General features: G+C 68.7%; 14 protein-coding genes. 6 read left to right on the top strand and 8 right to left on the bottom strand.

What is annotated here, in order from left to right:
- Positions 1-9: 9 nt before the first annotated feature.
- Both ACXC9Q_RS23690 and ACXC9Q_RS23685 read left to right on the top strand, forming a co-directional pair.
- Complete coding sequence (locus tag ACXC9Q_RS23690; RefSeq protein ID WP_457058834.1) at positions 10-1,005, top strand: stage II sporulation protein M; 996 nt, start codon at positions 10-12, stop codon at positions 1,003-1,005.
- Between the two features lie 29 nt (positions 1,006-1,034).
- A complete protein-coding gene (locus tag ACXC9Q_RS23685; RefSeq protein ID WP_457058833.1) occupies positions 1,035-1,814 on the top strand; it encodes a DUF1206 domain-containing protein in 780 nt (259 codons plus the stop codon).
- On the opposite strand, the gene ACXC9Q_RS23680 is transcribed toward ACXC9Q_RS23685, so the two are convergent.
- Genes ACXC9Q_RS23680 through ACXC9Q_RS23670 form a run of 3 tightly spaced genes read right to left on the bottom strand, consistent with a single transcriptional unit; the run spans position 1,811 to position 4,907 of the window.
- Positions 1,811-3,400, bottom strand: coding sequence for an ABC transporter permease (locus ACXC9Q_RS23680; RefSeq protein WP_457058832.1), 1,590 nt, complete (start codon positions 3,398-3,400; stop codon positions 1,811-1,813). The genes ACXC9Q_RS23685 and ACXC9Q_RS23680 overlap by 4 nt on opposite strands.
- On the bottom strand, positions 3,397-4,296 hold the full coding sequence (locus ACXC9Q_RS23675; protein ID WP_457058831.1) for an ABC transporter ATP-binding protein: 900 nt from the start codon (positions 4,294-4,296) through the stop codon (positions 3,397-3,399). Before ACXC9Q_RS23675 ends, ACXC9Q_RS23680 begins: the two co-directional genes overlap by 4 nt.
- 2 nt (positions 4,297-4,298) lie before the next feature.
- Positions 4,299-4,907, bottom strand: coding sequence for a TetR/AcrR family transcriptional regulator (locus ACXC9Q_RS23670; protein ID WP_457058830.1), 609 nt, complete (start codon positions 4,905-4,907; stop codon positions 4,299-4,301).
- Between the two features lie 242 nt (positions 4,908-5,149).
- Between ACXC9Q_RS23670 and ACXC9Q_RS23665 the strand changes: the two genes are divergently transcribed.
- Together ACXC9Q_RS23665 and ACXC9Q_RS23660 are read left to right on the top strand one after the other, a co-directional pair.
- Positions 5,150-5,824, top strand: a complete 675-nt coding sequence (locus ACXC9Q_RS23665; protein ID WP_457058829.1) for a response regulator transcription factor — start codon at positions 5,150-5,152, stop codon at positions 5,822-5,824.
- A complete protein-coding gene (locus ACXC9Q_RS23660) occupies positions 5,796-6,890 on the top strand; it encodes a sensor histidine kinase (RefSeq protein WP_457058828.1) in 1,095 nt (364 codons plus the stop codon). Before ACXC9Q_RS23665 ends, ACXC9Q_RS23660 begins: the two co-directional genes overlap by 29 nt.
- Before the next feature lie 3 nt (positions 6,891-6,893).
- Here the strand turns inward: ACXC9Q_RS23660 and ACXC9Q_RS23655 are convergent, their stop codons facing one another.
- From ACXC9Q_RS23655 to ACXC9Q_RS23635, 5 genes are read right to left on the bottom strand one after another with little or no spacing between them, the layout of a single operon-like run.
- Positions 6,894-7,376, bottom strand: a complete 483-nt coding sequence (locus tag ACXC9Q_RS23655) for a hypothetical protein (protein ID WP_457058827.1) — start codon at positions 7,374-7,376, stop codon at positions 6,894-6,896.
- Complete coding sequence (locus ACXC9Q_RS23650; RefSeq protein WP_457058826.1) at positions 7,373-8,344, bottom strand: multicopper oxidase domain-containing protein; 972 nt, start codon at positions 8,342-8,344, stop codon at positions 7,373-7,375. The genes ACXC9Q_RS23655 and ACXC9Q_RS23650 overlap by 4 nt, the downstream gene beginning before the upstream one ends.
- Positions 8,345-8,373: 29 nt before the next feature.
- The gene (locus ACXC9Q_RS23645) at positions 8,374-10,368 is read right to left on the bottom strand and encodes a multicopper oxidase domain-containing protein (RefSeq protein WP_457058825.1); all 1,995 of its coding nucleotides are present in this window, start codon (positions 10,366-10,368) and stop codon (positions 8,374-8,376) included.
- A gap of 13 nt (positions 10,369-10,381) precedes the next feature.
- A complete protein-coding gene (locus tag ACXC9Q_RS23640) occupies positions 10,382-11,698 on the bottom strand; it encodes a multicopper oxidase domain-containing protein (protein WP_457058824.1) in 1,317 nt (438 codons plus the stop codon).
- Complete coding sequence (locus ACXC9Q_RS23635) at positions 11,695-16,890, bottom strand: hypothetical protein (RefSeq protein ID WP_457058823.1); 5,196 nt, start codon at positions 16,888-16,890, stop codon at positions 11,695-11,697. Before ACXC9Q_RS23635 ends, ACXC9Q_RS23640 begins: the two co-directional genes overlap by 4 nt.
- A 287-nt stretch (positions 16,891-17,177) precedes the next feature.
- On the opposite strand from ACXC9Q_RS23635, the gene ACXC9Q_RS23630 reads away from it, so the two are divergent.
- Complete coding sequence (locus tag ACXC9Q_RS23630; protein ID WP_457058822.1) at positions 17,178-18,776, top strand: copper resistance CopC/CopD family protein; 1,599 nt, start codon at positions 17,178-17,180, stop codon at positions 18,774-18,776.
- Complete coding sequence (locus tag ACXC9Q_RS23625) at positions 18,773-20,959, top strand: S8 family serine peptidase (RefSeq protein WP_457058821.1); 2,187 nt, start codon at positions 18,773-18,775, stop codon at positions 20,957-20,959. The genes ACXC9Q_RS23630 and ACXC9Q_RS23625 overlap by 4 nt, the downstream gene beginning before the upstream one ends.
- The last annotated feature ends 52 nt before the right edge of the window (positions 20,960-21,011 follow it).

The following is a 21,011-nucleotide window of genomic DNA, read 5'->3' as shown; positions in this document are numbered from 1 at the left end:
GGTGCGGCTGTGGACGTCGAGGCGTTCGTGTCGGTGCACCAGCCGCAGTGGGACCGGCTGGCCTACCTGACCCGCCGCCAGCGCCGCCTGTCCGGTGCCGAGGCGGAAGAGCTCGTCACGCTCTACCAGCGTGTCGGGACCCACCTGGCCGCGCTCAGAGCCGCAGGTGCGGACCCGGTCTCCACCGGACGCCTCTCCGGCCTCATCGCCGACGCACGTGGTGCCGTGACCGGTGCACAGGCCCCCGTCTGGCGTGACATCTCGAAGTACTTCCTGGTGAGCTTCCCAGCCGCCCTCTACGCGTCCAGACGCTGGTGGCTCACCATCGGACTGCTGTTCTACCTGGTCGCGGCCTGGGCGGCCTGGCGGATCCTCGTCCACCCAGAGGTGGCGGACTCGATCGCAACGCCGGCCCAGATCCAGCAACTGGTCGATCACGACTTCCAGTCCTACTACTCGGAGAACCCGGCCCAGGACTTCGCCCTCCGGGTGTGGATCAACAACGCCACGCTGAGTGCCGCCGTACTCGCGCTCGGCATCCTGCTGATCCCGTCGATCTTCATCCTCTGGGACAACGCGCTCAACCTGGGCGTCAGCGCCGGACTCATGATCAGCCACGACAAGGGCGGCCTGTTCTTCAGCCTGATCACGCCGCACGGCCTGCTCGAGCTGACCGCGGTGTTCGTCGCGACCGCGGCCGGGCTCCGGCTCGGCTGGGCCTGGGTCGTGCCCGGCGCGCGCACCCGGATGCAGGCCCTCGCCCAGACCGGCCGCGCCACGGTCGGTATGGCGATCGGCCTGGCCGCCGTACTCCTGGTCACTGGCCTGATCGAAGCGTTTGTCACGCCGTTCCTGCCCGGTCCGGTCCGGATCGCGATCGGCATCCTGGCCGAGGTCGCGTTCTTCGTCTACGTCTGGACCCTCGGCCGCCGCGCCGCCCGCGCCGGTGAGTACGGCGACATCGACCCGGCCGACCGGGAAGCCACCGCCCCCGTCTCCGCTTAGCGTGTTTCGGCGCTGGGCACTGGATCGGAGTGAGGACCCATAGCAGTACCGCCAGTGAGGTCAGACAGAGTCGTTGGTACGGCGTAGCGATCACTGTCGGGCTGATCGCGTACGGCGTCGTCTACCTGCTGATCGCCTGGATCGCCCTGCAACTCGCCTGGGGCAAGTCGTCGCAGGAGGCATCGCAACAAGGCGCTCTCCAGGAACTGGCCAGTAAGCCGTTCGGGGACGTCCTGCTCTGGATCGTCGCGATCGGGCTGTTCGCGCTGGTGATCTGGCGCGCCGTCGAGCTCGCCTACGGTCACCTGGACCTGGAGAAGAAGGTGTCGTCGGTGGGGCGTGGGGTGGTCTACCTCGTCCTGGGCATCAGCGCGGTGAAGGTCGCCCTCGGGTCCGGTGGTTCGAGCGCCAGTCAGCAGGAGTCATTCACCGCGAAGCTGATGGCGCACGGAGGGGGCCGGGTGCTGGTCGTCGTGATCGGTCTGGTCATCATCGCCGTCGGCGTCCGCGAGATCTACAAGGCGATCACCAAGAAGTTCCTCGAGGATCTGACCGGAGGCGTCTCCGAAACGACCATCCTGCTCGGCCGGATCGGCTACGCCGCGAAGGGGGTCGCGTTCATCGTCGTCGGCGCCCTCTTCAGCTGGGCGGCGATCACCTACGACCCGAAGAAGGCCGGCGGCCTGGACACCGCGCTCCGCACGGTCAAGGACCAGCCCTTCGGTTCCGTCCTGCTCACCATCCTCGCCCTCGGCATCGCCGCCTTCGGCGTCTACGCCTTCGTCTGGTCCCGCAACGCCCGCCGCTAACCCACCGGCATGTCCCGCCGGCGCAGCCCAACGAGCCCGGCGGCTCCGAGTACGGCGGCGATCGCGAGGAGCGCGATCAGCGGACCCGCTGACGTGGACCCGCCCGGGAGTTGCGGCAGGTGGCTGAACGGCGAGATACCCCGCACCCAGTCGTCCAACTGCACGCCGCCACTGACGAGTCCGATCAGTAGGCAGATCGCCGGCCCTGCCCACGCGACCGGTGACAGGCGTGGCAATAGCCCGAAGAGGGCGATAGCGACCGCGGCAAGCACCCACACGGCCGGCAGTTGCGCCAGTGACGCACCGATCAACCGCGGAAGTTGTCCGCCCACATCGCCGATCGCCAAGCCGTAAGTGATGCCCTCGGCCACACCTGCGGCGAGCAGAGCCAGCGCCGGACCCAGCAAGCTGAAGGCCAGGTGGCTCCCGGCCCACCGCAGCCGGCTCGTGGCGGTCGCGAGTACTGGCTCGGCCCGCCCACTCGCCTCCTCGGTGCGCAACCGCAGCGTCGCCTGCACCGCGTACGCCGCCGCGATCAGCCCAACGATCGTCATCACTCCGGCGAAGTACGAATCGATCAGCCCGGCCGCGCCACCGAGCCGCTGGAATACCTCCCGCACCGAGGGATCGTCGCGCATCATGTCGCCCACGCCCTTGGCCACGCCGCCGAACAGCAAGCCCAGCAACGCGAATCCGACTGTCCACGCCGCCAGCAGCCCGCGATGCAGCCGCCACGCGAGTGCCAGCGGCGATCCGAGCTGCCCCTCCGCCGGACCGGGCCTGGCCGGCAACAGTCCCGCGCCGACATCCCGCCGGACCGACAGATAGACGGCAAGGGCAACGAGTACGGCGGTTGCCGCGAGCACCAGAATTGCGAGCCACCACCGATTGGCGCCGTACGGATGGATCCGTTGGGCCCAGGCGATCGGGGAGAGCCAGGCCAGCCAGGCCAGCGGTCCGTCCGTGTGCGCGCTGGTGTCACCGGCCGCCCGCAGGACGTACGCCGCACCGAGCACGCTGATCGCGATACCCCGCGCGGTCCCGGCGCTCGCGGTCAGCTGGGCGGCCACCGCGCCGACCGCGGCGAACATCCACCCGGTGCCGGCAAATTCGATGCCGATGGCAATAGATCCGGCCATCGGCAGATCCTGACTGTGCATGCCGAAGGCAAGCAGTACACCGAGCACCAGATTCGCGCCGAACGTCGCCAGCAGCGCCGCGGCCAACTGCGCGTGCCGGCCGACGACACTCGCCCCGAGCAGCTCGCTCCGCCCCGTCTCCTCCTCGACCCGGGTGTGCCGGATCACCGTGAGCAGGCTGATCAGCCCGATCATCACTGGGACGAAGCCCAGTCGCCAGGTGACGAACTCACCCAGGCTGGTCCCGGACAGTTCGCCGTACAAGGTGATGAAGCCGGCGTTGCTCGCGTACTTCAGTCTCGACTCCGGCGTCGGGAACAGATCGCCGTACGTCTGCACGTAGCTGATCGAGATCGCACACAGCAGCACGATCCACAGCGGCAGCACGATCCGGTCGCGGCGCAGGATCAGCCTGATCAACCCACCGGTCCCCGCAAGAGTCTTCATCGCGAAACCGCCTCCGGCTCGTACAGCCGCAAGAACAGCTCCTCGAGTGACGGCGGCTGACTGACCAGACTCCGTACGCCGATCTCCGTCAGCCGGCGAAGCACCGGGTTGAGCTCGTCCGTGTCGACGTCGAACCGCACCCGCCCGTCGTCCACCCGCAGATCGTGTACGCCGTCCAGCTGAGCCAGACCGTCCATCGTCCCGACCAGCTCGGCCTGGATCGACGTACGGGTCAGGTGCCGCAGCTCGGACAGCGTGCCGCTCTCGACGGCCCGGCCGGCGCGGATGATCGTGACGCGGTCGCAGAGCGCCTCGACCTCGGACAGGATGTGGCTGGACAGCAGGACGGTCCGCCCGTCGCGCTCGCTCACGTCCTGGACGACCTCGCGGAAGACCTCCTCCATCAACGGGTCCAGCCCCGAAGTGGGCTCGTCGAGGAGCAGCAGTTCGACGTCGGAGGCCAGCGCGGCGACCAGCGCCACCTTCTGCCGGTTGCCCTTGGAGTAGGCGCGGGCCTTCTTGCGCGGATCGAGATCGAAGCGGTCGAGCAGGTCGGCCTTGCGCTTCTTGTCCACGCCGCCGCGCATCCGGCCGAGCAGGTCGATCGCCTCGCCACCGGACAGGTTCGGCCACAGCGTCACGTCGCCGGGCACGTAGGCGAGCCGGCGGTGCAGGTCGGTCGCATCGGACCACGGATCCCCGTCCAGCACGCGTGCGGTGCCCGCTGTCGCCCGGGTCATCCCGAGCAGAATGCGGATCGTGGTGGTCTTTCCCGCGCCGTTCGGGCCGAGGAATCCGTGCACCTCCCCGGTCTGCACCATGAGGTCGAGACCGTCCAGGGCGCGCGTCCGCCCGAACGTTTTGATCAGACCCTCCGTGCTGATCGCAGCCGGCATGATCACTTCTCCTCAGAGCGTTTGCGTAGTTGTTCTGCCTGTTCCGGCGTGACCAGCGGGATGGTGAAGACCTCCATCAGCCCCTGGCCGATCCGGGCATACCCCGCCGGTGAGGTGATGTCCTCGCCCAGCGCCTTCGAGACCTGGTCGCGGAACACGAAGACGCTGAGCTTGATCGCGGCCAGCGCGGCCGCGTAGGCCCGCCGGTCGCTGGGCTCGATGCCGTAGCTGGTGCTCCACTGCTCGACCGCGTCGACGGCGTCGAGGAACAGTGCGGTCGCAGTCTCCGAGCCGTCCATCATCGAGCGGACCAGGTAGAGCTGCAGCGGGAAGACGCGCGGGTGCAGCGCCGCCGGGTCGAGGCCGGCCACTCCGTCCTGATCGGTGAGCTCCGCACCGATCTCGGTCATCCGCTCCCGCGCGTACTCGTCGCAGGCGTCCCGCAAGGCCTCCTTGGAACCGAAGTGGTGCCTGACCAGCCCGGACGAAACGCCGGCCTCGGCGGCGATGTCGCGGATCGACGCGCCCTCGATGCCGCGCTCGCCGAACAGCCTGATCGCCGCGTCCCGGATCCGCGCCCGCGCGGTCAGGTCGTCGACCGGTCGATCCATCATCAGCTCCTCTCGCTACACACAAGAGCAAACTACTACACGATCGTGTAGTCAAGTCTGTTCCGGGGGCGAACCGCACTTTCACCAAGCCGCCGCCGGAAGGCGCTGACCTCTTCCGTCCGGTCCGCGGCAGTCAGACAATGACAACGGACACGGATCGGTGGGGGTCCCGGGCCGGAGCTGTGGGGTGCAGCAGCCGGAAGGCCGTGCCCGGGGAGGCCGTACGGCCTAGAGGGGGTTCGATGACCAGGATTCTCGTTGTCGACGACGAACCCGATCTGCTGGGCTTCGTCCGCAGCGCGCTGGAAGCCGAAGGCTTCCACGTGATCACGGCCACGGACGGGACGGAAGGCCTCCGGCTCGCTCTGACCGCCAAGCCCGACCTGGTGATCCTGGACCTGTTGATGCCCGGACTCGATGGTCAGGCGGTACTGACCGCCTTGCTGACGCACGACCGGTCCACCCGGATCCTGGTGCTGTCCGCAACGGAGGACCGGCAGGTCCGGGTCACCTGCCTCGAACAGGGCGCGGTCGACTTCCTGGCCAAGCCGTTCGTGGTCCGGGAACTGCTTGCCCGGGTGCGGTCGCGGCTGCTGTCGCCGGCCGCGGCCGGCGCGGCCTGGCTGCCGGAGGTCCTGCGGGTCGGCGAGATCGTGCTCGACACCCGGACCCGGCGGCTGCAGGTCGGTGAGCGCTCCGCCGAACTGCCGCAGCGGGAGTTCCTGCTGCTGCAGCACTTGATGCGCAACCCCGACACCGTGTGCTCCCGGCAGGAGCTGCTGTCCGAGGTCTGGGGCTACGACTTCGACCCGGCGACCAACCTGGTCGACGTGTGTATCGCCCGGCTCCGCTCCAAGCTCCGCAACGACGTGATCCGGACGGTGCGCAATGTCGGCTATCAGCTACAAACAGCGTGACGCCGCGGCCGGAGTGCTGACCGGCCCCACCGCACGCCGCGCCCGGCTGAGCAACGGGCTGACCACCGACTGCCTCCTGGCTGCCTTCATGCTGGCCATGCTCGTGCTGATGATCCGCATGCCTGGTGAGGAGACGATTCCGTACCACTTCCTCTTCCTCAGCCTCACCATCGTGTACGGGTTCCGGGTTTGGCCACTGTGGCCGACCCTGCTGGTGGCGCTGGTCGTGACCGGGGCGACCGGCTGGGTTCTCGCCGACCGGGTGCTGGACGGCGTCATCGACCACGCTGAGCTCGCCGAGGTGCCGCTGATGCCGGCGCTGTTCGTCGCGATGGTGTGGCACGCCCGCCGGCGGATCGCGGCGCTGCGGCAGGTGGAGCACATGGCCGACCAGCGCCGCGCCAGCCTGGACCGGGAGCGCGGATTCCTCCGGGACACCTCGCACGCGATCCGGACCCCGATCACGATCGCCCGCGGTCACCTCGAACTGGCCGGCACAGTGCCGTCGACCGATGTGGCCAGACCGCACGTCGAGGTAGCGCTTCGGCAACTGGACCGGATGTCCGCATTGTCGAACCGCTTGCTCGCACTGGCGCGCCTGGACGCCGGCGAGGAATTGGACCTCAGGCCGACCGACGTGACCACGCTCGTCGGCGAGATCGGCCAGAACTGGACCGCGAACCCCGACCGGACCTGGCTCGTCGAGTGCCGGCCGACCGGACTGCTCCGCGTCGATCCGGACTGGCTGGAGCTCGCACTCGATGCGTTGGTGGAGAACGCTGTACATTTCACCGCGTCCGGTGACACGATCCGGCTCGGCTGTACGTCGTTTCCCGAGCACGCCGCGATCACCGTCGACGACTCGGGGCCGGGGATCAAGCCCGACGACCTGTCGTTCGTGTTCGACCGGTTCTGGCACCGCCGGCCGGAGCACGCGCCGATGGGCAGCGGTCTGGGCCTGCCAATGGCGCGTGCGGTCGCGGAGGCCCACGGCGGCACGTTGCTGGCCATGGCCAGTCCCGACGGTGGCGCCCGCTTCGTCCTGAGCATCCCGCGCACCGGGTGATGCTCAACGGACGACGACGTGTGCCACCTGCGCCTGGCCCAGCAGCACCGTGACGTTGGCGCCCCGGCGGATCCAGTTGCCCGGGTTCTCGAACACGAGGTAGTAGGTCTCGCCCGCGGTGTACTTGCCTGTGTGCGCGTGGCTCATCAGCAGGTCGCGCACCACGAGTCCGGTGTCCTCGTCGATCACCGCCGGTGGCGTCGCGGCGTCGTGCAGGCTGTTCGCCCGATTGGGGTCCAGCACCTGGAACCTCAGGTCGAGCAGGCCGCCGCCCCCGGTCACGGCCACGCGAGTGATGCGTACGCCGCTGCGTTGGGCGAGACCGTCCGCGTCCACCGGCGTACGCCCCCAGGCGATCTGTGCGACCGGTGCCGGTGTAGCCGCGGACTGGTCGCTCCGGACGCTGTAGAGCAACCAGCCTGTCAGTGCACCGGCGACCAGAGCGATTCCGGTCAGGACGCCGAGAATCTTGGGTTTGCGGCTCATGGCTGGATGAAGACCAGCATGCCGCCACCGGTCAGCGGTGTCGGCGACGTACTGGTTTGAGGTCCGCTGGTCAGGTGGAGTTGGCGGTTGAACAGTGGGAAGCCGTGGCTGCTGGGCGGACTCCCCGCGGGCACGACCACCACGGTGTCCTCGGTGGCGCCTGCCGGGATCGTCTCCGTGCTGGCGCTGAACGGGTTCGTCAGCAACCTCGCGTCGCGGGCGACGACCTGCTGGTGTGCGCCGAGCAGTGTCATCGAGGTGTTGTCGTAGCCGGCGTTGAGGTAGCGCAGCAGCACCCGTTGACCCGCGGCGGCCGTGATCGCCGGAACCGCCGGATACGCGTTCCCGTTGACAAGCCAATACGTCGCTCTGAAGTTCTGGAGGTCGAAGGTCTCCGGTGCGGCGTTGAACGCTGGATCGACCGCCATGAGGACCAGCACGGCCTCCACGTCGTACGCCGTAGTCGCGGAAGCGTAGGCCTGGTTGGCAGTGGTCGTGCGCACCAGCAATGCACCGGACAACCCCATCGCCTCCTGCCGGCCGGCGTCGCCGCCGCTCTGGTACAGGTAGGTGCCCGGCTGGGCCGTGAAGGTCCGGCTGACCGCGGTCCCGGGGGCCGCATCGGTCGGTCCGGGGTTGAACGTCACCCCGGGGATCTCGAACGACACCACATGTCCGGCGGGCAAGGCGTTCCGGACCGTGATCGTGACCAGGTCGCCCTGGGTCACCTCGAGCCGCGGCCCGGGCAGGGTCGCGGATGCCGTCGCGCAGTTGCCGGGGGTCGTCGGCGTACCGAAGCCCCAGATCGGAACCGTGCCGCCGCCGGGCAGCGGAGCAGTCCCGGGTACGGCGCACAGCTCGATCGCGACCGTCGCCGCCGAGGCCGCGCCACCCACACAGGTCAGGCCGAACACGGCCAGCACGAACACCAGCAGGACCCGGGCCCCGCGGTGGACGGATGTACGCATCGCCGCTCTCCTTTGCCACTCGTGCCCGGTCATGGCGCGTCGTACACGATCTTCATCAGGTCGCCCCAGGTCGAGAACGTCGTCGGGGCGGGGGCCGTGTACCGCTGGGTGTGGACGAGCACCCGGAGCTGGCCCGCGTACGAACCCGTGCCGATGTAGGCGCTCGCCGGTCCTGGCAGCGTCCACGTGGAGCTGACGTCCGTAGAGCCGACCGCCTGTGGCTGCGTCGGCGGTGCGGGGAGCGTCGTCCAACCGGCGGACGTGGCAGTGCTGCAGCCCGTCGCGCCCGCGATCGTCCAGTTGCAGATCTTGACGGTCTGCTGCGGCAGGTTGGTGGTGACCGCCGGACAGGTCGTCAGGGTCGTGACGCCGCAGTTGCGGCCCTCGTAGATCACCTTGAGGTTCGTGCTTCCGGCCGGTACGCCGCCGAACGCGGCGTACCAGTCGGTCGCGAGGGCGGTCACTACCGCGCCGCTCAGGTGACTCGCGGCGGCGGTTCCGAGTTGACCACGGCTGACTGTCCAGGTGGTCGTGCCCTGGCCGCCGGTGACCAGCAGGATCTCGTTGTCGATCCGTACGTAGTACTGGCCGGTCGAGGGGAAACCGGCGGCCGAGGCGACTGTGACGGACGACTGTCCCGCGGTGGTCGCGGTCGGCCGGGTGGTCGTCTTGGGGTTGAGCTGGTAGTAGACGTCGTCGGATTGCCCGAGTGCGGCGACCGAGCCGGACTTCAGCGTGCCACCGATCAACGAGGACGAGGTCGGTGACCCGAAGCAGCCGCCCGCCGGGTCGACACGCAGCAGCGTGCCCATGCCGCCGAACCCCTGGTCGAAGTTGGTGAACTCGTTCAGCGCGTGGCTGTGCAGGGGGAAGTACCACTCACCGCAGGCGTTCTGCGAGGTGGTGCCGACCGGGAGCGTGCCCTTGTAGCCGAGGTACGGCGATCCGCTGTACCAGGTGTTGCCGTCCTTGAAGAACAGATTGCGGTAGTTCGGTTGCGCCACCGGTAGCGGGTTCGTAGTGGGATTCCAGTTGTCCGCGTCGTCCCAGCGGAGCAGGAAGTCCTCGGTCTGCCCGGAGCCGATGGTCTCGCCGAAGTGCTCGGTGGACGCGACCAGCCGGCCGTCCTGGGCGATCTGCCGGGTGTGGTTGCCGTGCGGGTGGAACGGGTGGTTGACCGCGCCGACGTTGATCATCCGGATCAGCGCGGGCCGGTTGTCCGTGGCGGTGTTCGGCTGCAGCCGGACCAGCGCGCCGTACGGCTGGTTCGGCAGCAGGGCCGAGCCGTTGTCCTGGATCGTGTCGGGGAACTCGCGGCCGTTGATCGCGAAGTACCGGTTCCGCAACGTGTTCACGTCGTACGTGCCGCCGACCTCGACCGCGTGGTGCAGATCGGGGTCGATGTCGCTGAGCAGCAGCACGTACTCACGGCCGGGCGCGAACTGGGTACCGGCGTTGCTGTACGCGAAGTCGTCACCGAGCGTCGGCCGTACGACCAGTGCGCCGGCCAGGCCCATCTCGACCTGCTTGGCGACGTCCGATCCGCTCTCGTACAGGTAGGTGCCGGGTTGGCCGGCCGTGAACGAGTAGCTGATGTCGCCGCCCGGGGCCACCTCGGTGGTCAGCAGGCCGGGGCTGCCGGCGCTTGCTGTGACCGTGCCGTCCTGGGCCGGGAAGATGATGGACGTTGCCTCAGGCAAGTTGTTGTGCAGATTCACGACCACGGTCTGGCCCTGGGTCGCGCACAGCACCGGGCCGGGGCTCTGGAAGTGCCCACCGGCCGGCGAGTAGCTCCACATGAAGACGCTGTTGCCGTCCGGGGTGTCGATGGTGCCCGCGGACGCGACCAGGTCGAAGGTCCTGGTGGTGCCGGTCACCGTGCCCGGCGTACAGATCATGCCGATCGGGGGGACGGCCTCCGGCTGGGCGCCGGCGGTCAGGGCCGCGGCCGGGACGAGCAGGCCGGCGGCGAGGGCCACACCGGCCAGTGACCGGCGGATCCGTGGCAAGGTGCTGCGTGTCATCGTCGCCTCCTGCTCAGACATAGGTCTGGCTCACGACGGTCTGCGCGGGCAACGGGGTCTGGTACACCCGTACCTCGGTCATCATTCCGCTCGGGCCGGGTGCGCCGAGGCTGGACAACCTGCGCCAGTCCCGGTTCTTGAAGTAGTAGACGTTGTAGCTGCCGCGCCCGTCGGCGCCGGACGGCTTGAGCGCGGAGTACGTCGGTGCGTCGAACAGCACGTCCCGCGCCTCACCGGGCCCGATGTACAGCGTGTTGGTCCAGTACGACGTGTCCGTGCTGCCGTTGCGCAGTAACGACGCGTCCTGCCCGATCACGTGCATCGGGATCCCGGGCAGTTGCATCGCATGCTGCTGATAGCCCAGGTTCGCCAGCCGGAGCAGGACGCGGTCGCCGGGGTTGACCTGGACGAGGGCGGAGTTCGGCAGGCTGTAGTCGAGCGCGTCGTCGTAGTTCGGGTTCGGCGTGGCGATCCGCAGCGTCGCCGGCAACGAGGGATCGTCGTTCGGCAGCGTGGTCTGCGGATAACACCGTCCGTTCAGGACGAACCACTGCGGCTCGTAGTCGGTCGCGATCGACTCCTGGATGTCCCGGTCGCCGTCGTGGAAGTTCTTCCAGTACTCGTTCAGCAGGATCGCGAAATGCCGGTGGTAGCCGGTCGAACCGTCCCCGTCGTTGTATGCGAACCGGGAGAACCCGGCGATCGTCGTACCATCCTGCAGCGGGCGGACGAAGACGATGCCGGTCATTCCCATCTGCACGTGCTCGACATCCTCGAAGTGGCAGTGGTACATGTACGTGCCCTCGCGGTGCGGGCGATAGAAGTACGTCAGTTGCTTGCCGATCGGCACCGCGACCGAGACCTCGGGGACGCCGTCGTTCAGCGGCGACGGTACGTCGAAGCCGTGCCAGTGCACGGTGTGCGAGTCGGTCAGATCCGGCCGCTGGACCAGGCCCAGGTTGGTCAGGGTGATCTTGACGTCGTCGTTCTGCTTGACGTCGATGGTCGGCGCGCTGGTCTGGGCATGGCCCTTGTACTGCGTGACGAGCTGGTCGACCGTGGCCGTCGGGCTGACCGGGATGAACCCGAAGATGTACAGCGGGTCGCCCGCCCGGCCCGGCACGCTGACGTAGCCGTCCGTGGCGGCCAGCGCCAGCGTGGTCGTGGCCGCCGCGGCGGCGCCGGTGCCGCGGATCACTCCGGCGCCGATCCCGCCGACGGCGAGGGCGCCGAGGGCACCCAAGCCGGTGGCCTTCAGGAAGTCCCGGCGTCCGACGCCGGTCGGGTGCGAGTCCATCGCGTCCTCCTGCCGAGGCTGATAGGTGCTCATGGCAACGGCACCGGAATGCCGGGCAGCAGCTCGTCCGCGCCGAGGTCCCACGGAGTGCGGACCCGGATCGTGCGCAGCAGCGGACGGTACTGGCTGTCGTAGTCGCCCAACTGCCCCGCGCCGAGCGACGGCATCCCGCTCGGAGCCTGCACGGCGCCCGCTGAACACGGGTTGAGCGCGGTGGCCGGCGCCGGCGACGCCGTGTTGGAGCAGCGGACCCCGCGATCCACCACCGGACTCGTCTGCATCAGGTGGTAGTCCCCGGTCAGCCCGACCGGCGGATCGGCGCCGGTGATGGTGACCGCAGCGGTCTGCGGATCCAGCCGGGATCCGGACACCGTCAGCTCCAGCGTGAACGGAGTGACGAACGCCGGGTTGGAACCGATGATGTTGCCCTGCCCGGCGGGCACTGCGTGCTGTAGGCCGTTCGGTCCGAGGATCTGGCCGTTGGTGAGGTCGGAGTACCGCGGGATGAACGTGTCGGCGTTGTTCGTCGTCCCGTGCACCTCGAAGTCGATGAACCCCTGGTTCACCAGCGTGGCGCCCGGGCCGAAGCCGGTCAGGGTGAACGCGTTGTTGTTCCAGAAGATGTCGTTGAACTGGGCCACCGGGCGGGAGAAGTCCGGCCGGGTCGCCGCGTTCGGGTACTGAGCGACGTAGCGGGCATCGGTCTGCCACAGCGGATCATTGCCTTCGGAGGCGAGGCCGGCCGAGTGCGGTTCGCCGATCGCCGAGTTCTCCGACGACGCCGTGGCCACGTTGTTCGCGACGGTGTTGTTGATGATCCGCACGTTGGACGAGTCGTCCAGCATCATCGCGCCGCCGATGTCCGCCGACCCGTTGTCGACGATCTGGTTGTCGCGGATGTTGATCACGCCGTTGAGCGCGTCGAGCACGAACACGCCGCCGCCGTCGTCACCGGAGTAGTTGCTCTGGATCAGGTTCTTGTCCAGCGACACCTGGCCGGTGCCGTCACCGAGTGATCCGCCGCCGACCGGCAGCTCGGACTCGATCGCGACGCCCGCGCCGGAATCGACCGAGTCGTTGTAGTAGATCTGGTTCTCGTGAATGTTCCCGTTCGGGCTCAGCCCGATGTGGGAGATGCCGGCGCCGTAGTTGACGCTGAAGTTCGAGCAGACGATGTTGCCGGTCACCTCGTAGTTGTTCGAGCCGTAGAAGATGCCGAGACCACCGGCCTGGGTCAGGCCGCCGTTGCCGAGCAGCCGGTTGTTCGCGACCTTGACGTCGAAGTTGTGGCTGGCGTGGTCGTACGGCTGCCCGATCCCGATGCCACCGACGACAACGCCGGCGTTGTTCTCGAGCACGTTGTTGGTGAGTCGCTCGTTGTTGATCGAGGCCTGCAGCTGGATGCCGCCGGCGCCTTCACCGGATCCGCCGGTCATCAGGGCGACTCCGTCGACCCGGGACCGGTTGAACGCGGTCTGGTTGACGGCGGTCGTCGTACCGGTCAGGTCGTACGCCGTCGCCGTCTTGGCGACCACGGTGACGTCAGCACCCCGCAGTACGGGATGGGCCGTGTCGACGTACGGAGCGTTCGCCGTGATGGTGGCGTCGTACGCGGTCGCGTTCTGCTGGAAGTAGCGGCCGTCGATGACCGAGCCGAGGACGTGGAACCGCGGGTCCTCCGGGTCACGGGCCTGGAACTCGTGCGCGCCGATGATGCCACCCGGGCCGACGCCCTGGATCTTCAGCGGCTTCCAGACCAGCACGTTCTCGTTGTAGGTGCCGGGTTGCAGCACCAGCAGGCTGCGCGCCGGTGCGGCGTCGATCGCGGCCTGGAGTTGGTGACCGGTGAGCGTCGGGGCGGCGACAGGCACGACGTTCGGGTTGTAGTTGATCCCGCCGGAGGAGCCGGTGACGTGCACGGTCAGGCCGTTCACGGTCGGCACACCGCCGTTGGCGTTCGAGGTGATCAGGGTCAGCTGCTTCGGGCCTGGTGTGAAGAGCGCACTGAAGGCCGGGATCCGGATCTGCACCCGATCGGGTACGCCGGTGGTCCCCGACGTACCGGGAGTCCAGCTGACGATGCCGCCGTTGGCCCGGGTCAGCGTGAACGTCGATCCGGTGCGGTCGTCGGTCAGGGTCGCGCGGACGCCGGTGGCGCCGGTGACGGTGCCCTGCGCACCGATGAAGTCGGCCTGGATCGTCATCAGCTGTCCGGCCGTCCGGACCGGGTTGTCGACCTGCAGCAGCTCGGGCCGCGCCGGGACGGCGGGGTCCTCACAGCCGGTGCCGGAGATCGGGTCCAGCGGGAGGTCGAGCTGGGTGGTCAGACCCGGCCAGGCGTCGGCCGGAGTCGTTGCCGTGAGCAAGTTCGGGTTGTAGGTCGGGTTCGGCGCCGTCTTGGAGCCGGGGTCGTCGACCTTGATCAGGTACATGCCGGGGCACGGACCTTGCGGAATCGGGCAGTTCAGCGTCTCGGTCGACGGGACCAGGGCCTCGAAGGAGCCGTCCGGGCTGGTCTTCACCGTGGTGAGGAGCCGCCAGTTGTTCGCGTCGTACGGCGCGTTGACATTGCCGCCGGGTCCGGCGGTGTCGACGCGGGCGTAGATGCCGACCGGGATATTGCCGATCGGGCGGGGTTCGCCGTACCACGGCGAGTTCGGGTCGCGCTCGAAGTAGATGTCGTTGAAGACCTGGCCGACCAGCCGGCCGGGCTCGGCGACGTCACCGGTGCGGGTGTCGGCCGGGTCCTCGCCGTTGGGGTCGGTGCGGAAGTTGGTCATCAGGTTGAAGTCGGCGTTGGCGTTCTGGCTGTTCTGCAGGACGACGAGCCGCTTGTCGCACAACGGTGCGTGGGCGTCGGGGACGTTGAAGTAGTTGCTGCGCGGGGTCAGCGTGGACTTGTCGATCACGTGGTCGTCGCCGGTGCACGGCGGCGGTGGGATGGCCGGGGTGAACTTGTTGCCCAGGTCAACGTTCACGTCCTCCTCGCGGACCGGGCGGTAGAGGCAGCCGCTGCCGTCGCCGGGAAGCGATCCCTTGGCGTGGCTGACGCGCTGCGAAGCACCCGCCGGGTTGCACAGCCGGTCGTCGGTGGTGTCGGTCGGCATCACGACGTGCGTGATGTAGGTGCCGGCGACCAGTGCCGTCGGCTGCGTGCTGCCGGTGCAGGAGCCGTCGTCGGCGGTCAGGTCGTAGCCGTTCGGGCAGTAGTCCGCGAACGCGTAGCCGCCGTCGAACGCGCCGTCCTTGGTCTGCGCACCGGTGATCGGGACCTCGAGGCAGTTCGGCCCGATGGCCGGGTTCAGCTGGGAACTGATGTCCGCGCCGGTCGCGTCACGGACCGCACAGCCCGGTGCGTACGTCGCGGGACTGGTCGGCGGTGTGCCGCTGGGCTGGACCCAGTGGTCGGTCACGTACTTGTTCACGACCACGTCGTCGGCCGTGTTCGGAAGTCCGTCCGCGCCGAGCGTCTCCAGGTAGACGGTGACGTCGGGGATGGCCGGCTCGTAGTCCTCGTGGGCCTGGAAGCGGGCGTCGAACTCGTTCCGGGTGGTCGAGAAGTACGTGATGCCGACGATCTGGCCCGGCGTACCGGCCGGGTAGTCGGTCTTGCCCCAGTCGACGGTGGAACGGTGACCCTCGGTCAGCAGTTGATTGGTGAGCAGTGCGCCACCGAGGTCGGTCGGGATGGGGGTCACGATGCTCGGGTCGTACTCGTCGTGCTGGGCAGCACCGCTGACCCCGAAGCGGGCGAAGCCCTGCTCGTTGACGATCCAACGGCCGAGCGCCCCGCCCTCGGCGGTCGGGTACTGGTAGTAGCCCGTCGGATCGGTGAAGGTGCCTTCCTTGATCGAGCCGTCGCGCCAGCGCTGGTCCATGTCGGTGTTCGCGATGCCGGGTTCACCGGGATCCCTGATCTGGTTGCTGTTCAGGTCCTTGTAGACATGACCGTCCAGCCAGCCGAACCACCGGGACACCCCGACACCGTGCTCGTCCGGTCGGACCGGATCCGGATCCTCGACGGCGACCGTCCCACCGGCGGCGACAGTGACCGGGAGAATCCGCATGATGTAGCTCAGTTGCTCGTCCCAGATGGCCAGGTTGTAGCTGCCGGCCGGGACGTTCTGGATGTCGAAGTTGCCGTCGCCGTCACCCTGGCCGATGAACACGGTCCGGTCGGTGGTGCTGTCGCTCAGGGCGACGAACGGGTTCGCGACCGGCTCGCCGAGCGTCAGCTGGTCGAACGGAGGCCAGCCTTGCCAGTTGCGCGCCGTACCGGTGATCTCGCCGGTGCCCGCTGCCGCGAACGGCTGCGGTGCGCAGACGAAGCCGAACCAGTAGGCGGTCCGGGCCGTTGGCGGCTCCCACAACTGCTCGCCGGGCGCACCGGTGCCGTCGGCACCCTCTTCGGTCGGCGCCTGCAGCTGCAGGCCGCCGTCGATCGTGGTGGTCTGGTACCAGCGGCTGTTCGGGTCGCTGTTGCACGGCCGGTCCGGCGGATGAACGTCGATGAAGTACGTCGCGGGACCGAGGTTGTCGATCAGGTTGAAGCCGTCGCCGTTGGTCAGGCACAGCCCGCCGCACAGCGGCTGGTTGTTGTAGTCGACGGTGACCGCACTGTGCGTCTGCTCCTCGAGGCCGACCTGGAAGCCGCTCAGGCCGCCTTCCTCGGTGTCGGGCGCGCCGTTGGTCCAGGCGTTGTCCTCGAACACGAAGACGCGGATCTTCCCCAGTGGCAGCGGGTGCGCGTCGCTCTGGACGGTCAGGTCGACGCGGGCGGTCAGAGTGCCGTTCGCGGCGGCGTCGGCGGGCAGGTTGATGTACTTGCCCCACATCTTGTGGTCGAGCGCGCGGACCGAGATCAGGTACCGTCCGGCCGGCAGGGTGACCGTATTGCGGGTCTGGTCGCCCTCACGGACGATCGGGCTGTTGCTCTCGGTGTTCAGCGCCTTCGGGTCGCTCGGCAGCTTGGTGTTGTCCAGGTTGATGATGTAGTTGAAGTTCGCCAGCGGCGTCCCGGTCGGGAAGTCGCGCGCGTCGATGGTGACCGAGCAACCGGCCGCGGGACAGGCGGCAGCCGCTTGCGCCTTGGGCGCGGACCTGCTCAGCGCCAGCCCGGAGAGACTGGCGGCGATCAGGCCGAGCACCGCGACCCGGGCCACCACCGCCCGGGTACGGCGCACCATCCGGAACGAGCGACCGTGACGGTTGGTCGAAGCAGACATCGGAACCACCCTCCCGGCGGCATGACCTGGGTAGGCCACCGCCTGGTGCCTGGACATCTGTGGGTGATCATCCGGCCGTCCGGCGGATCCCGTGGGCTGCATGACCGCTCTGTCATCCGCGGGTCATCCGGCGGTCATCTGGGCGTGCTGGGCGGATGACGATCCGGTCATGAAGTGACCGTCCTGTCATGAAGCGCGTCCTGCTTCCGATCCGGTTCCTATCGTCAAGGCTGTCGGCCGGGGTGTCCCAGGATCAAACACACAGCGCCGGCAGGGAGGGGGAGCCCGTGTGGCGCCGCTGTCTGCTGCTGCTCGCCGGCGTGCTCCTGCTCTGCGCGCTGCCGGCGGTCGCGGCTGCCCACACCGAACTGGTCCGGGCGGACCCGGCCGACGGTGCCGTGCTCGCGGAGTCCCCTGGTCTGGCCCAGCTCTGGTTCAGCGGGGACATCGCGGCATCCCGTAGTACGGCGCGACTTGTCAACGACCGCGGTGACACCGTGCCGGGAACCCAACTGGTGCGAGGATCCGGCGATCCACGGGCGATCGCAGTGGAACTGCCGAGCCTCGCCGATGGTTCCTACGGGTTGCTGTGGGAAGCCGTGTCCGCCCGCGACGGCCACACCAGCAGTGGGACCGTCACCTTCTCGATCGGCCACTCCGGAACGTTGTTGCCGACAACTACCTCCGGCGGCTCGGGTGGGCTGGTGCAACGGTGGATCTGGCTGCTGGCACTCGCGGGCGTGGTCGGACCGCTCGCGCTGGTGGTGTTCGTCCTTCGTGCGCCGTCTGATCCGATCGCTCTGGCCGCACGCCGCCGACTGCTGATCGCCTCGCTCGTATCCGCAGTCGTTGCTATGGGCATACATCACTCGGGTCTCCGGCTGTTCACGCTGGCCGCGCTGTGCGTGCTGGTGGGGCTCGTGCTGGCTGGGCGCGTCGTGTCAGCGGTTCTCTTGGTGCCGCTCGGCGTACTCATGTGGCTCGAGGCTCTCGGCAGTCATGCGGCGGCGCTGCCGTCGGGGCGACTCTTCGCGCTTGTAGCCGATGCGGTCCACGCCTTCGCCGGACTGCTCTGGCTGGGGGCGGTGCCTGCGCTGCTCGTCCTCTTCTGGCGCGGACCGCGAGGGGAACTGGTGAAGAGCTGCCGAGGGCCCTTCTCCGTCTTGGCAGCCGGCAGCGTTCTGCTTGTCGTGGTGTCAGGGCTGTACGGCGCCGGCGTCGAGGTGGCCACCCCTCAGAGCCTCGTCGCCGCGCCGTACGGACGCTTGCTGCTGCTGAAGACCGGGCTGCTCGCTGCGATGGGCGTGCTGGGGTTGCTCAACGCCTGGCGGCTGCGTCGGCGATCGGTGCCGCGCAAGACGATCGCTCTCGAAGGAGCTGTCGGCGCGGTGCTGCTGGTCGCAGTCGCAGCGCTGGTCGGGCAGGCGCCGGTTGTGAGTACGCCGTCCGAGGTCGCACCCGCGGTGACGCGGAGCGGTCTCGTGGCGGATCTCGTCGTCACGGTCTCGGCGACACCGAACCAGCCGGGAGTGAACTGGCTGACAGTTCTCGCCGACAGCACTCGTCGACCCGCACCGGCGCCGCTCGACGGTGTTGACCTGCGCATCGGTGACCAGACCGTCGTCCTGCAGCAGTTGACCCCCACTCGCTACTTCGCCACGTACCGGGCCGGCTCGGCGGGTCCCGTACCAATGGTCGCCGTACTGCGCCGAGCAGATCGTGACTATGCCGTACCGATCGACTGGCAGGTGTCGGCGCCGGCTGTGCGATCGGCGCCCGGGCGGAGTCTGGCGCCGTACGTCGATGGGGCGGCGTTGCTCCTGCTGGAACTCGGGGTCGTGGTTTGTGCCTGGTGGCTGGTTCGAGGTCCGGGAGGTTCACGATGAGGTCTTTTGCGGTCGGACTGGTTGCGTCACTCGCGCTGTCCGGACAGTCCCTGGCCGTCCCGGCTGCGGACCCGTTCGTCGACGTCATCGTGGTGATGAAGTCGCAGATGGCTCCCACGGTCGTGACTCCGGATCGGCGGGAGCGGATTCGTCAACTGGAGAAGGCGTTGCGGGATCACGCCGACGCGACGCAGCGCGGTGCCCGTGACCTTCTCGCCGTACGGCGCAAGCAGGGCCGGGTGACGTCAATCGTCCCACTTTGGATCACCAACGCGATCGGCGCGCGGGTCCGGTCCAGTGTGGCGGCGGAGCTGGCGGGACGGCCGGATGTCCGCGAGGTGCGGCCGAGTACGACGATCCAGGCGCCGCCCGCCGCCGTTGCGATGGCTGCTGAGCCGAACGTGGCGCAGGTGAACGCACCGGCGTTGTGGGATCTCGGCTACCGCGGTCAGGGCATGGTCGTGGCGTCGATGGACACCGGCGTCGACATCAGCCACCCCGAGCTGGCGGCACGCTGGCGTGGTGGCGGCAACAGCTGGTACGACCCGAACGGCCAGCATCCGGCCACGCCGATCGACCTGGCCGGCCACGGTACGCAGACGATGGGGGTGATGGTCGGGGGCGACGGCGGCGGTTCGTCGATCGGGGTCGCGCCGGACGCCCGGTGGATCGCGGTGAAGATCTTCAACGACCGCGGCCAGGCTACGTCGACCGCCATCCATCTCGGCTATCAGTGGCTGCTCGACCCCGACGGGAACCCGGCGACCGCGGACGCGCCGAACGTGGTCGACAACTCGTGGACGATGACCGCGGGCAGCTGCAGCCTCGAGTTCCAGCCGGACCTGCGCAATCTCCGCACCGCCGGCATCCTGCCGGTCTTTGCTGCCGGCAACTACGGGCCGACGGCGGGGACGTCGGCCAGCCCGGCGAACAATCCGGAGGCGCTCGCGGTCGGCTCGGTCGACGGCGACGGACTGGTCGATCCCTACAGCAGCCGCGGGCCATCCGCGTGTACCCAGGGGACCTATCCACAACTGGTTGCGCCCGGCACGGACATCCGCACGACCGACCTGTACGGCGGCTATCTGGACGTGTCGGGGACCTCACTGGCCGCGCCGCATGTCGCCGGCGCGTTGGCTCTGCTCCTCCAGGCGTCCCCCGGGCTATCGGCTGATGGTCAACAGGCAGCACTGCAGGCCGGTGCGGTCGATCTGGGGCCTGCGGGTGCCGACAACGACTACGGCGCCGGCCGACTCGATGTGTTGGCGTCGTACAACTGGTTGCGTAGTACGCCGGACTTCAGTGTGACCGTCACGCCGGCAGCGGTCAGCGTCCTGCCGGGTGGGACTGCGACGTACGCCGTGACTGTCACCAGCAGTGGTGGATTCACAGGCGATGTTGCGCTCTCACTCAGCGGTCTGGCCGGGAGCTTCAATCCGCCGGTTGTAGTGGGAGGTGTCGGCACTGCTGCGCTCACAGTGGTCGCGCCTTCGGCTCTGGGGACCACTGGGCTCGTCGTCACTGGTACTAGCGGGGTTCTCAGCCATAGCGCGTCGGCGTCGCTGACCGTCGTACCGCCTCCGGACTACAGTCTGCTTGCGACTCCGGGCACGCGGACGGTGAACGCCGGCGCGGCTACGGCGTACACGGTGTCTGTCAGCCCGGCCAACGGCTTTGCCGGAGATGTGACGCTGTCCGTCGCCGGTTTGCCGGCCACCGTGGGCACGGTGGCGGTCAGTCCGGCTGTTGTGCATGGCAACGGTACGGCGCAACTCGCTGTCAGCACCGTGGCGACGGCACCCGCCGGTACCTACACGCTGACGGTGTCGAGCTCCAGCGGTGCACTCAGTCATTCGGTGACGGTGAAGCTGATCGTCAACAGGCCGGACTTCGCCGTGACGATGAGTCCGTCGTCGGTGACGGTCACGCGGGGGCAGACCGCGACGTACACGGTCAATGTGTCGTCGATCAGTGGGTTTGCGGGCTCGGTCAGTCTGAAGGCGTCGGGGCTGCCCGCGAACGCGTCGGCGACCTGGACCGGCAATCCGGTCGCCGCTGCGGGAACGGCCACGCTGAAGGTGAAGACGACATCCAGCACGACCCGGGGCACTTTCACCCTCAAGGTCACCGCGACCAGCGGATCCCTGAGCCACCAATCAACAGCAACGCTAACGGTCCGCTAGCCACCTCCGCCCCGCCCCGCTGCCACCCCGCCCGCGGCCCACCGCCCCCGCC

This window comes from Kribbella sp. CWNU-51 (genome assembly GCF_054073265.1).
This window is presented reverse-complemented; position numbering and strand designations above follow the sequence as displayed.